This window comes from bacterium, assembly GCA_024228115.1.
Classification (GTDB): Bacteria; Myxococcota_A; UBA9160; order UBA9160; family UBA6930.
Window position 1 is genome coordinate 17,350 of the sequence record JAAETT010000317.1, and the last position, 12,175, is coordinate 29,524.

Genomic DNA, 12,175 nt, shown 5'->3' on the forward strand with positions numbered 1-12,175 from the left:
AAGCGCTGCCGTGAGGTTTCGGGGCGGTCCTGGCGTATCCTCTCGGCCATGAGCGCACCGCTTGCTGATGTTCGTGTGGTTGAAATCGCCAGCTTCGTGGCTGCACCTGCGGCGGGGGCGCTATTGGCCGACCTGGGTGCCGAGGTGATCAAAGTCGAGGTGCCGGGCGGTGAGACGCTTCGACATTCTCGCCCGAAGCTGCTTGGCTGGCAGAGTGATTTCCCCGAAGCCCCGCAGTTTCACATGGACAACCGGGGCAAGCGCTCCCTGGTACTCGACTTGCGGAAGCCGGAGGCGCGCGACGCGCTCTTGCGGGTCATTGACAGCGCCGACGTGGTGTTGACCAACATGCTTCCGGGGCGTCTCGCGAAATACGGGCTCGACCCGAAGAGCCTGCGCGAACGCCGGCCCGAACTGGTGGTCGCGAGCCTCACCGGCTACGGCCCGAAGGGCGACGAAGCCGACACGCCGGCATTCGACTATGCGGCGTACTGGGCGAGGACCGGATTGATGGACCTGATGCGCGAGCCCGATGCCCCGCCGGCCTGGCTGCGGCCGGGTGTCGGAGATCATGCGGCCGCCCTTGCCCTTTCGACCGGCATCCTGTCCGCCCTCCGCGTGCGCGATCAATCAGGTCACGGTCAGACGGTGGACGTGAACCTGATGCACATCGGCTTCTACATCCAGGGCAACGACGCCGCGCCAACGCTCGCGACGGGCACCGGCCCTCGCCACCACGATCGCAACAAGCCTCGCAACCCGCTCTGGAGCCACTACCCCACCGCTGACGATCGCTGGGTCTTCCTCGTGATGATCGAATCCGATCGCTATTGGCCGGCGCTCTGCCGCACGATCGGCAGGCCGGAGCTCGAGGCCGACGAACGTTTCGACGGTGCCCGTGCCCGGTATCGGAATAGCGAAGCACTGGCCACAATCCTGCGGGAGACCTTCCTGAGCCGCAGCTTGGCTGAGTGGGAGAAGGAGCTATCGGGCCACGCGATCATCTGGTCGCCCGTGCGCAGCCTGGCAGAGGCCGTCCAGGATCCCCAGGCGCGAGCCAACGGCGTCTTCGCAGAGGTCGAGCACCCCACGGCGGGGAGGTTCGAGACAATCGCGCCTCCCATCGGGTTCTCCGACCACGCCATGCCAGGCGACCGGCCTGCGCCGGAGCTGGGCGCCGACGGCGCGGACGTGCTGCGCGAAGCGGGCCTTTCGGAAGCGGAAATCGCCGCGGCCCTGGAGACGAAGGCGGGCTAGTTGGCTCGAAGCCCGGTCGGCCCCGCCGACACGTCATGCAAGGAAATCCCCCGCACCCGTTCGCGGATCGCTTCGAATGCTGCCGGCGCCTGGACGGTGCGCGCCGCATCGACGACGAAGTCGGGAACCGCCGTCTTCGGCCAGGAGTCGATCCAATTCTCAAGCAGCGACCGTTCGCCGGCATCGCCCCAGGGATGGATCGTCCAGGAGCCATCATGGCGATGGTAGTCCCAGTCGCCGTCGGTCAGGGTCCAATGACGTTGGAAGACACCGCCGGCCAATCGCTCCAGGATCGACCTGGCCTTGTTGCGTCGATTCGAAAGCGGAAACGGCAGATCGATCTCGGTCTCGCAGACATAGGAGTTCTCGGTCTGCTCCGTCTCGACAGCCAGGGCCATGCGCGGCATGTACTCGTCGAGCTGGTCGCAATCCTGGATCACCCGCCAGACGTGGGCGGGAGCCGCTTCGACCAGCCCATAGGTCTTGTAGGCGTAGCCGTTTCCACCATTCGGCGGCAGCTCCGTCACGACGACTTCACCGCGCTCGAGCACCTCCCATTGATCCACGCTCAGGGCCGGGAGCAGACCGGGCGGCTGAGCCAACGCCGAGACGGCAAACCAGGGATGGAGGAGGACGAGAAGCAGGCGAAGCCGAATCATCGGGTGGGATCGTATCGAAGCAAGGCGGCGAAGTCTCCAGACGAGGGCGGCAAGCCCTGGGGCACCCTGGTACGTGGCCCGGCAGCGCTCGCGGTATCAGCCCGGGTGGGGGGAAACGGCCTCCGACTCCCATGTTTCTCGGAGGTCGATACAATTCCTGGCTGCGAGGGAGATGGGATGAGCCGGGGGATCGTCGTTGCGTGTCTAGCAGGGCTCTGGCTCCTGGCCGGAGCCGTCCAGGCCGAGAGAGCCTGGGTTCGGGGGGCTCCTCTCAACCTGCGTAGTGGCCCGGGGAACGCGTATCGCATCCTGGCGGCCGCCCAGCCGGGCGATCGGCTGGAGGTCGTCAAGCGCGGTGACGGTTGGACCCAGGTTCGTACCGGCGACGGCAAGACCGGCTGGATCGCCGCGGGTTTTCTCGACGCGGAAGCTCCGCCGACGGTGCGCCTCGGCCAGATCGAGGCCGAGGCCGAGCAGCTGCGAAGCACATTGGCCTCGACCACCGACGAGGCCGAGAGACTGCGCGAAAGCAACAGCAGCTTGAGTTCGTCGGATAGTGGGCAGAAGGAATCGATCGAACGGCTCACCCAGGAGAACTACAAGCTCCGGGCCGGAACACGTTATGCCGAATGGCTGATGGGCGCCTTGATCTTCTGTACCGGCATGGCCCTGGGTGCGATCCTGCACGGGGTCTCCGGCCGGCGACGCGGGAGCCGCCTGCGCCTCTAGCGCCGATCAGGGCGTCAGTAGCTCCGACAACCGGGCGCGGTGCTCGCTGGCTGCGACCACGAGCAGGCGATCCCCCGGCTCCACCCTGTCGGCACCGCGAGGAACCCTGAGTTCGCCATCACGGCCGATGGCCACGAAGAGGAGCCCACGGGGCAGGTCGAGATTGGCGATGACGTCGCCGCATACCGGTGCACCCTTGGCCACCTCCGCTTCCAACACTTCCACACGATCCCCGAGCAAGGCGGCCATCTCGTGTACCACCGCACCCGGGATGTGCTGGAGGGTGAGACCGATCGCCAGGAGCCTTGGGCTGATGATCGCGTCGATGGTGGTCTCACCGATCAAGTTGGCCAGGGCGGGATTATCGACCAGCGCGAATGCGCGCTCCGCTCCCATTCTCTTTGCAAGCAGGCCTGCCACGAGGTTCGTCTCGTGATCATCCGTGAGCGCTACGAAGGTCCCTACCCGCTCGATCTGTTCCTCATCGAGCAGACGTTCGCTGGTGACGGGCCCGTGAACGACGATGGCGTGAGCGAGCTGCTCGGAAGCCCGACGAGCGTGTTCCTCGTCCGGCTCGATCACGACCAATGAATCGGTCTGGCTCTCGAGACGCTTGGCCAGCGCCAACCCCATACGCCCCGCCCCGGCCACCATCACCTTGCGGCTGGCGTCCTGGGAGAGACCCAGCAGCTCGAGCATCCCATCGAGATCCGATTGGGCGAGCGCGAAGTAGACGATGTCCCCGGTTCGGATCGTCTCCTTGCCGTCGGGGACGAGCGCGCCATCTCCGCGGTGGATGGCAGCCACGAGAGAAGGGGTCTCGGCGAAGAAGAGCCTCATGTCGAGCACCGGCCGCTCCGCAAACTCCGAGCCTTCGTGGATCGGAAATCCGGCGACGATCAGCTCGCCCTCCATGAAGGTCGATACGTCGAGGGCACCAGGCACCTCGAGCAGCGACGCGATCTCCTCGACCGCGGCGGCCTCCGGATTGACGCAGACGATGTCGACGGCATCGCTTCGAGAAAGCTCCCTGAAGGCTTCCTCGTGGTCGGGTTCGCGCAGCCGAACCACCACATGGGGAACCTTGAACATGGAAGCCGCGATGCGTCCGCAGACGAAATTCGCCTCGTCGCTCTCGGTGGCGGCCACCACCAGGCTGGCATCGGCAGCACCGGCGCTGCGCAGGGAATCTGCGGTGGCGCCGTTGCCCGCCACGACCCGCACGTCGAGGCTGTCGGCAAGGTCCGCGACCCGGGCCGCGTCACTCTCGATGACCGAGACGTCGTGGCCCTCGGTCGAGAGCTTTCCGGCCAAGGTCGTCCCGACCTGGCCACCCCCCACGATGACGATCTGCACGGGCGGAAAGTGTATCCGGCGCCCCTCCGGGGACAAGCCAAGGGCATTGTTGAGGAGGAAGGACCGGACTACCGTCGACCATGGGTGGGTCGACGCCCAGAAGGACAGCCTTGGCGCACCCTCCCCAGCACGTGGTTCCGCCTCGGAGCCTCGAGCCCGGGTCGAGAGACCTCGAACCGCTCGGCCATCTCGGCCAGGGCGGGGCTCGGGACAGGCTTCCTTTCAGGCTCGTCTTGCGGCTGCTCGGCCGTTGCCTGCAGTGGCTGCGGCCACTGCGACCCCACTTGATGGCCCTGTTCATTGGTTTCGGGTTGGTTGCAATCGCGCTGTTCCCGATCGGCGACACCATCTACCGCATGATGCAAGACTCCGCGATGGTCACCCAGCTGATCGAGTTGCTCTTCCTTACTCCGATTTCGACGTTAGGCCGGTACATCTTCGGGATCCTCGTCGTGGCGGCGGCAAGCTTTCCGTCGGCCAGAAACAGCGGATCGGCATCGCTCGTGCCCTGGTGCGCACATCTCCGATCCTCATCCTGGATGAGCCCACCTCCGCACTCGACCCGGAGACCGAGCGCGCGCTGGTCGAGACGATGGAAGAGGCTCGCCGCGAGCGCTCCGTGCTGGTGATCGCCCACCGCCTGTCGACCATTCGACACGCGGATCGCATCGCATTCGTCGAGGACGGCCAGATCCTGGAGATCGGCAGCCACACCGATCTGATGGAACGGCCCGAGGGCCCCTATCGCCGCTTCGTGGAGTTGCAGACGATCGGAGCTGCTTAGGCGAAAACAGGGACGTTCCCGTCATGACTCCCCGCGCTCTGGCGCTACGATCCTCCGGATGTTCCGCACCCTCTCCATGTTGATGCTCGTCTCGACCGTGGCCCTGGCTGGCTGCGGCGGCCCGGGGGCTTGGCGTCGTGCAGCGTCGAATGCCGCCGCTAGCCAACCCGCACCCGGCGGCGAGCTGGATGGCATCCTGACGGGCCTGTTCGAAGCCCCGGCCGGTGACGGACATAGGCTGGAAGTCGTCGAGCTCCGATTGCTTGCGATGAGCGAGCCGCCGTGGTCGACCCTCGAGCCTGGGAGCGATGCGGCTCGGCGCGGCAGCGTGGGGCTCACGACCCATCGCATCTGTCGTCTTCGAGAAGGTTTGACCTTCCACCGGGTCGAGCGCGCGAGCTGGATGATCTTCCAGGACGGGAAACTCGTGGCGTGGGATCACGGCACCTTCAACCCGGGTTGCGAAGCCGGCCGCAGCTATCGCCCAGCTCGTGCCGAGTCTCTCGCTCTCGAACGCGGACTGCTGCGCTACTCCGCACAGCGCTATCCCGCGGCCCGCCCCACTCTCGAGGAACACCTGCGCGGCGGCCTCGCCCTCCTGGAAGCCGACCGGCTGGACGACGCGAAGCGCGTGCTCAAATATGCAGATGCGAACGTGACCGAACTCTCCGACCACACGGAGACCGTTTTCGGCGATGAGCGCGAAGCCGCAGAGGAGCGACTCGTGGTCGTGAAAGCCCTCCACGGAAAACTACGCAGAGCCGTACGAAAGGCCGACCGAGAAGCCGCCAAACAAGCAAACGGCCCCTAAATCAAGATCCCGCCGCCCGCGTCGCTTGCGCGGCGACCACCGCCAGCGAACGAGCACCCACTCACCGAGGGAGATGCCTGCGCTTTCTTCCGCGCTGACCGCCCCGCGATCGGCCGTGCTGGCAACCGGAACCACCTCGCCGGGGCTGGGCACCGGTCGGGCGGAAATAAAGCGCAGGCATAGGTCCAGCCCAGCGTGCGCGAAGGTTGCCCGCGCGAAGCCGCGAAGGGCAACACCCCGTCCAGCTCCCTACGCGGCCACCCGACCCCCCGGCCGAGCCATTCCGCCCGACCTGTGCCCAGCCCCGGCGACTCGAGTGTCACGCAGGAGAAGCAAAGCGGCCCACCCCGGCCCATGTCAGCAACCTCCTCGGATAGCGCAGCTAGCGCGAGCCGAGGCCTTTGAGGAGCGCGCGCTTCAGGCCGACCCCGAGGCCGGTCGCCGGTTGCACCCGACGCTCGGGAGGCCGCTTGACGGGACCCGGGCTGCCGATCGCGAGCAATTTGCTCACTTCTTCGGCGAGCTCGCGCATCTGACGGTGAACGGCGGTACCTCTCGCATGGTGCAGGATCGAGCCGGGAATACCCGTTCCGGAGTTCAGCGCCTCGACCCTGGGGCTGCGCGAAAGAAAGCCCTGGAAACGGGGCCAGCCTTTTTCGTCGGCGGCGCGGGCGAGCCGGTCGTAGAGATCGCGCCCCTGGGTATCGACCCGAGTCCGCCGATCGACCAGGGTGAAGAGCACCCGGCCTCGGCGCTCGCCGGCCGGCTGGCGTCGAAGCAGCGCAAATGCCTTCTCGGCCTCCTCGAAGGACGGCCAATCCGATACCGGCAGGATCACCAGATCCGCCGCTGTCAGGGCATTCTGGGTGAGCGCCTCGAGATCGCTCTTCGTATCCAGGATCGTGAGCCCCTGAAAGGCGGTCCGATCGAGGATGTGCCGAAGCGTATTGGGATCCGTGGCGCGGGCCTTCAACGGACCGGTGTCCGGTGGTGTCGGCACGAAGGTGATGCCGTACTGACCCAACTGGAGGACCGGGGCCAGGTTCCGCTGGGCCCAGCCGTGCTTCAGGTTCAGCTCGCCGGGCAGCGCGGGGCTCAGCCGGAACATCCGATCGATGATCGATTGATCGTCCAAGCCCACGACCAAGACGCCCAGATCCTCGTGGAGGGCGCGCAAGAAGATGGCCAGATTGGTGGCCACGGTGGTCTTGCCCACCCCGCCCTTGTTGGACGAGATGGCCAGCACCGGCTGGCGCGTGGGGGACACGTCCATCACCGCCAAGGGTACCGGTCCGCTAGGATCCCGTCATGTCGAATGTCCGGGCTGTGGGCGTGGTTCCCGCGCGCTGGGCTTCGAGCCGATTCCCGGGCAAGCCGCTCGTGGAAATCGCCGGCCGGCCCATGATCGAGCACGTGGTCGAGGGCGCCCGCCAGGCAAAGCGGCTCTCCCGGGTACTCGTGGCCACAGACGACGAGCGTATTGCCCGGGCCTGCACGGCCTTCGGTGCCGAGGTCGCCATGACCTCAGCCGATCATCCGACCGGCTCCGACCGCCTGGCCGAGGTGGCGCGCACGCTCGAAGAAGACGTGATCGTGAACATCCAGGGCGACGAGCCGATGATCGAGGGCTTCGTGGTGGACGCCGCCGTCGAGGCATTATTGGAAGCTCCCAACCTGCCGATGGCGACGGTGGTGCATGCCGCGGAGGCGGAAGCGCTGGGCGACCCGAATCGGGTCAAGGTAGCCCTGGCCGAGAACCGCGACGCCCTCTACTTCTCTCGCAGTCCGATCCCCCATCGTCGTCAGGGAGCCCCCGCGCCTCCCATCTGGCAGCACATCGGCCTCTACGCCTACAGACGTCCCTTCCTCCTCGAGTACGTCCGCCTGGCACCCACACCCCTCGAACGCAGCGAAGCGCTCGAGCAGCTCCGGGCCCTGGAGCACGGCTACCGCATCCGCTGCGCCATCATCGAAGGCTGGCAGAGCATCCCCGTCGACACGCCGGCAGACGTTGCACGGGTCGAAGACGCCCTGTCGCGCCGCGGCGCGAGTTCACCAAGACCAGGCCGCGGGCGGTGAGCCCTGGCCGGGCACTGGTCCGGAACTCCGCACTCTTCCTTCTTTCCGGGGCGGGCGCCCTCGTCGTCGAAACCCTCTGGCTTCGGGAATTCCGTCTGCTGCTGGGCGCGACAGCGCCCGCAGTCTCGGCGACCTTGGTGGCATTCTTCGCGGGGCAGGCCCTCGGTGCGTCCTGGGGCGGGCGGTTGGCCGCGCGTTCCCGGCGTCCGCTTGCGGTATACGGCGGGCTCGAGCTGGGCGCGGCTGTTGCCGCTGCGGCGGTTCCGCTGCTGTTGTGGTTGCTGCGCGGCCTCGTGGACGGTGCGTCCGATGCACTTCGCGATGCGCCCGGCGCACTCGTCGCCTTGCGCTTCGGCGCGGCGTTGGTCGCGGCGGCGCCCGCGGGCGTGTTGTTGGGTGCAACGCTTCCGCCGCTCGTTTCCAGCTGTGTCGGATCAGGTGTCTCATTGGGCCGTGCTGCGGCAACACTGCTCTGTGCCAATACGCTCGGGGCAGCAACCGGCGCGGCCCTGGCCAGCTTCGTGCTGCCGGAGTTGCTGGGCGTGCAGACGGGCTACGGCCTGGGTGTACTGGCGTTGGCATTGGCGGGTGGCATCGGTTGGATGTCGGCGGGCCCCGCCCCTTCCTCGGAATCCGCTGAACCACTGAAGGAGACGACTCCCGACCCGCCACAAGCGGAGGAACACCCGCCCGGCACCGCAGGATTGTCCTTCCCGGCCCTCCTGGCCCTTGCGGGTGGCTCGGGCGTGGCAATCTTCGCCTGCCAGCCTCTCCTCGTTCAGGCGTTTGCCCGGGTGCTCAATCAATCGACCTACGCATTCGGCCTCGTGCTCGTGACCGTGCTGGTGGCCCTCGGCGCGGCAGCAGGCTGCGTCGCCGTGCTGGCCAGACGTTTCCATCCGCGCACGCTTCTCGCATGGGCGGCTGTCGCTGCGACCGTCGGCTGGGCCGCCTTCCCAATGGTCTTCGTCGGCATGACGGATGGCCTGGCCTATTGGGGCAGCAAAGAGCCTTGGCCGGGCTACCTGTGGAGTGCTCTGGGTCTGGCATTCAGCGCAGCAGGCATTCCCCTGTTCGCTTCGGGCCTGCTCTTTCCCGCAGTTCTGTGCGCGGCGGAAGGCGCCACGAGCGGCCGGCCAGGGGCGGTCGTGGCCGCGAGGACGACCGGGAGGCTGCTGGCGATCAACACGGCCGGGGCCGTACTCGGTGCCCTCCTGGCCCCCTACATCCTGTTGCCAGGGCTCGGCCTGTGGCTGGCATTCACAGCCGTGGCCGTCCTGTACGGAATCGCCGCAATCGCGATCCCCACCGCCCCAGGCGAATCGCGTCTCCTTCGGGATGTCGCCCTGGGCCTGGCCTGGATGCTGGTCCTGTCGCGAGGCAACCCGCTCAGTCTTCCGGCTCTGCGCCTCCTTGCCGACGACCATCTGCTCTTCGGCGAAGAGACTCCCGCTGGCCTCGTGGCCGTGGTCGAGCGCAGCGGGGGGCGGTTCATCCAAACCGACAACCACTATGCGTTGGGCGGAAGCGCGGATCGTGTGCATCAGGAACGCCAGGGGCACATCCCGCTGCTTCTCCATCCTTCACCGAGCCGTGCCCTCTTCCTCGGCTCGGCGACCGGCGGCAGCGCCGGCGCGGCGCTCGCGCATCCGGTCGAAGCGCTCACCCTCGTCGAACTGACCCCAGCCGTCGTCAGGGCAGCCAGCTTCTTCAGCGATGTGAATCGCGGCGTGTACCGGGCACCCATCACCCGGGTGGTCCTCGACGACGCGCGCAGCTTTCTCCGCAGCACGAGCCAACGCTTCGATGTGGTGGTCGCCGACCTCTTCGTACCGTGGCGGGCTGGGACAGGCTCCCTCTACTCAGAGGAGCATTTCCGATCCGCCCGTGAGCATCTGACCGACAGGGGGTTGTTCTGCCAATGGCTCCCTCTCTACCAGCTCTCGGAAGCCGAGCTGTCGATCATCGCCGCGACCTTCCAATCCGTGTTTCCGGATGCATTGGTGTTCCGAGGCGATTTCTTTGGGAGCTTTCCGATCGTGGCGCTCGTCGGCTGGAAGGGTGCTCCCCCCAACGCGGCCACTGTGGAGGCGCGCGTCACTGCCTTGGCCCGAGCCGGCGAGAACGACCGTTGGGTCACCCATCCAGATGCATTCTGGTCTCTCTATATCGGTCGGCTTGGTGCTGAAGAATGGGATGCGCCGCTGAACACCGACGACCACCCCCATCTCGAATTCCTGGCCGCCCGAAATCACGCCGGAGGAAAGCGCGGAAAACTCGACCCGATCGTTGGCCCGGCCTGGGTGCAGATCGCCAAGCGACTGCGCGAAGCCAGCTTGACGCACGCCACACCCTTCCCGGGTTTCACCGATACCGCCCGCCGCGCCGGAGACGGAGGCCACGCCCTCCAGACCGCCGGCGCACTCTTTGCCGCCGGCCATCGCAACCCGGCCGCCCAGGCCACGGCCATCGCCGCGAGCCTCCTCCCCCCAGAAGTCTTCGCCGAAGCAGAGGCCGATCCGACCGCCGCCGAAGTCTGGCAGGCGCGATAGGGGGTCGCGCGGTTGGGTCTAGACCTGGGTCCAGGTCATGCCCTCGGTGCCGGGCGGCTCACGGAAGTAGCGCCAATCCGTGAGTTCATGGGTGGGGCGCTCGATGTAGTCTTCGGGGAGGTCAGAGCGGAGCACGAAGAAGGCGTTGGGTGCCCAACTGTCGGTGTGCACGAGCGCGTAGCCTTTCTCGTCGCCCAGCTTGCGCAGCGCAGCCAGGCTCGCGCCGTGGTAGCTGCTTTCCTCTTGCCAGACGTGATCGGCGTCATAGGGCATGGTGCGGGCATCGCCGGGGTGGAAGAAGATGTTGTACTCGACCACGACCACCCGCGGCGTGAAGCGATCGAGCGCCTTCCAGACCCAGTAGTCGTTGCCATCGATATCGATCGACAGCAGGTCGAAGCGTTCGGGCACTTCGTGTTCGGCAAAGAGATCGTTGATGTTCTCGGCCGTGATGAACGCCCGCTTCACGAGCGGGTCGCCGTCGGAAGCACCGGCATCCATCAGCAGGCCCGTCCAACCGTGGTTCACGCGCAGGTTCGCGGTGTTGGAGATTGCCTGGCCGTCCTTGGCGCCGAACTCCACGAAGTGGCGTTGGCCCCACCCGATGGATTCGAAGATGTGTTCGAGGACGCCGTCCTCACCACATTGGGAATAGACACGTCGCTCGTAGGGCCGCAGATCGGATTGCATGGCCGCGCAGGGTAGCGCCCCAATCGAATTCGGGCGCCGCCGGAACCCCTACTGCAGCGTATCCTCGCACGAGACCCCGGGCGGGGCGTTGTCGGCCAAACCGGTGCAACGACTCGTGACTCCCAAGCTTCCGATTCCATTGGTATTTCGAGATTGATGGCCCAGCACGATGCGGTGCGGGTTGGCCAGGTGCTTGACCCCGAAGTGAATGCAGACTCCGAATCCTGCGCGGACGACTCCCAGACAAAATGCCCCGACGTTCCAACCTGGAGTGGCGCACGACAACTCCCTTTGGGGTCTTCAGCCGTAGGCTCCTTGGTGGTATCCTTTTCCACGTCGATTGTCGTGTCATGTCCAATCGGCAGGCGAGAATGCGCGAGGAGGTTCGCCATGCGAGTTCACCTGTTCGTCCTTTGGGTCGTGTTCTTCACGCTTTCGCTACCCAGCGACCGAGCCGAAGCGTTTGCCGAGTTCTTTCTCGAGGGGTCGATCCTTTCAGTCAACGCCGGCGCACCAGCTACCGTGACGAAGCTCGATTCCCTGTTCTTCAGCCCAGGCATGGAGCTGTTCGGCCATTCTCATTGGGATCTCGCGGCGCTCGACCTCGAACCTGGGAATCCCAACCTGGGAAGATATGCGGGTAGTGGTTGGAATTGGGGGTTCGATGTCCTTTTCCCGGGCGGTCCGTACTTCACCACTCTTGAGATCCAAGTGGCCAACGATCTTGCTGCTGGCGGGGGTGGAATCTTCGATGCCGGCGGTGACGGCTTTTCTTTTCTTGCCACGCCACCCCTTGCAACCGGCATGAACCTCCCGCCGTGGCTCCAGTGGACACAACTGCAACTCGTACTCAGCGATCCCAGTGGCCAGGCGCTGTCGGACATCAGCTCGCCGACCGGTTTTCCTCCCCCGGATGTCTCTCAATTCGCGAACGTGAGTTTCCTGATCGAGGGCTTTGACCTCGTGGAAAGCCAGGCCTTCACGATCGTCGGCCAGGTCGATTTGTTGCGCATCCCCGAGGCTCCGTTGAACACCCTGCTGCTGCTCGTCGTGCTGGCTGGGTGGGGCGCCCGCAACCGGCGCGCCTTGGGACCGCGCTTTTGACGGCCCCAACGAGCGGAACCTGCCAACGACTTTGAGACACCGCGGTCGTGGAATTAGTGAGCATCTCCTTGGGGTGCCGCATGGGTTAGCGGCGGGTTGATGTAGACGGCTTCGGGCAGAGGAGCCGGCTGAGGCCGGCCTTTCGGGAAACGCT

General features: G+C 66.3%; 11 protein-coding genes. 7 read left to right on the forward strand and 4 right to left on the reverse strand.

The features are described from left to right. Positions 1-48 precede the first annotated feature (48 nt). Positions 49-1,257, forward strand: coding sequence for a CoA transferase (locus tag GY937_14105; GenBank protein MCP5057834.1), 1,209 nt, complete (start codon positions 49-51; stop codon positions 1,255-1,257). Here GY937_14105 and GY937_14110 read toward each other — a convergent pair. Next, a complete protein-coding gene (locus tag GY937_14110) occupies positions 1,254-1,916 on the reverse strand; it encodes a hypothetical protein (protein ID MCP5057835.1) in 663 nt (220 codons plus the stop codon). The two genes, GY937_14105 and GY937_14110, sit on opposite strands and share 4 nt — an antisense overlap. Positions 1,917-2,093: 177 nt before the next feature. Here GY937_14110 and GY937_14115 point away from each other — a divergent pair, with 177 nt between their 5' ends. Then, entirely contained in the window at positions 2,094-2,645 is a 552-nt protein-coding gene (locus GY937_14115) for a TIGR04211 family SH3 domain-containing protein (GenBank protein MCP5057836.1), read from the forward strand. Positions 2,646-2,651: 6 nt separating this feature from the next. Here GY937_14115 and trkA read toward each other — a convergent pair whose 3' ends face one another. Then, on the reverse strand, positions 2,652-4,001 hold the full coding sequence (gene trkA, locus GY937_14120) for a Trk system potassium transporter TrkA (GenBank protein MCP5057837.1): 1,350 nt from the start codon (positions 3,999-4,001) through the stop codon (positions 2,652-2,654). Between trkA and GY937_14125 the strand changes: the two genes are divergently transcribed. Together GY937_14125 and GY937_14130 are read left to right on the forward strand one after the other, a co-directional pair. Continuing rightward, on the forward strand, positions 3,916-4,785 hold the full coding sequence (locus GY937_14125) for an ATP-binding cassette domain-containing protein (GenBank protein ID MCP5057838.1): 870 nt from the start codon (positions 3,916-3,918) through the stop codon (positions 4,783-4,785). The genes trkA and GY937_14125 overlap by 86 nt on opposite strands. A gap of 58 nt (positions 4,786-4,843) precedes the next feature. After that, entirely contained in the window at positions 4,844-5,596 is a 753-nt protein-coding gene (locus GY937_14130; GenBank protein ID MCP5057839.1) for a hypothetical protein, read from the forward strand. 382 nt (positions 5,597-5,978) lie between these two features. Here the strand turns inward: GY937_14130 and GY937_14135 are convergent, their stop codons facing one another. Further along, a complete protein-coding gene (locus tag GY937_14135; GenBank protein ID MCP5057840.1) occupies positions 5,979-6,869 on the reverse strand; it encodes a ParA family protein in 891 nt (296 codons plus the stop codon). A gap of 35 nt (positions 6,870-6,904) precedes the next feature. On the opposite strand from GY937_14135, the gene kdsB reads away from it, so the two are divergent. Both kdsB and GY937_14145 read left to right on the forward strand, forming a co-directional pair. Then, a complete protein-coding gene (kdsB, locus tag GY937_14140; GenBank protein MCP5057841.1) occupies positions 6,905-7,675 on the forward strand; it encodes a 3-deoxy-manno-octulosonate cytidylyltransferase in 771 nt (256 codons plus the stop codon). Continuing rightward, the gene (locus GY937_14145) at positions 7,672-10,227 is read left to right on the forward strand and encodes a hypothetical protein (GenBank protein MCP5057842.1); all 2,556 of its coding nucleotides are present in this window, start codon (positions 7,672-7,674) and stop codon (positions 10,225-10,227) included. Before kdsB ends, GY937_14145 begins: the two co-directional genes overlap by 4 nt. A gap of 18 nt (positions 10,228-10,245) precedes the next feature. Here the strand turns inward: GY937_14145 and GY937_14150 are convergent, their stop codons facing one another. After that, entirely contained in the window at positions 10,246-10,917 is a 672-nt protein-coding gene (locus GY937_14150) for an FkbM family methyltransferase (GenBank protein ID MCP5057843.1), read from the reverse strand. Positions 10,918-11,307: 390 nt separating this feature from the next. On the opposite strand from GY937_14150, the gene GY937_14155 reads away from it, so the two are divergent. Continuing rightward, positions 11,308-12,021, forward strand: a complete 714-nt coding sequence (locus GY937_14155; GenBank protein MCP5057844.1) for a hypothetical protein — start codon at positions 11,308-11,310, stop codon at positions 12,019-12,021. Positions 12,022-12,175 lie beyond the last annotated feature (154 nt).

What these genes read in the sequence shown, in the direction of transcription:
- GY937_14105 (MCP5057834.1), top strand. Translation starts at nt 49, where the DNA reads ATGAGCGCACCGCTTGCTGATGTTCGTGTGGTTGAAATCGCCAGCTTC.
- GY937_14110 (MCP5057835.1), bottom strand. Translation starts at nt 1,916, where the DNA reads ATGATTCGGCTTCGCCTGCTTCTCGTCCTCCTCCATCCCTGGTTTGCC.
- GY937_14115 (MCP5057836.1), top strand. Translation starts at nt 2,094, where the DNA reads ATGAGCCGGGGGATCGTCGTTGCGTGTCTAGCAGGGCTCTGGCTCCTG.
- GY937_14125 (MCP5057838.1), top strand. Translation starts at nt 3,916, where the DNA reads ATGACCGAGACGTCGTGGCCCTCGGTCGAGAGCTTTCCGGCCAAGGTC.
- GY937_14130 (MCP5057839.1), top strand. Translation starts at nt 4,844, where the DNA reads ATGTTCCGCACCCTCTCCATGTTGATGCTCGTCTCGACCGTGGCCCTG.
- GY937_14135 (MCP5057840.1), bottom strand. Translation starts at nt 6,869, where the DNA reads ATGGACGTGTCCCCCACGCGCCAGCCGGTGCTGGCCATCTCGTCCAAC.
- kdsB (MCP5057841.1), top strand. Translation starts at nt 6,905, where the DNA reads ATGTCGAATGTCCGGGCTGTGGGCGTGGTTCCCGCGCGCTGGGCTTCG.
- GY937_14150 (MCP5057843.1), bottom strand. Translation starts at nt 10,917, where the DNA reads ATGCAATCCGATCTGCGGCCCTACGAGCGACGTGTCTATTCCCAATGT.
- GY937_14155 (MCP5057844.1), top strand. Translation starts at nt 11,308, where the DNA reads ATGCGAGTTCACCTGTTCGTCCTTTGGGTCGTGTTCTTCACGCTTTCG.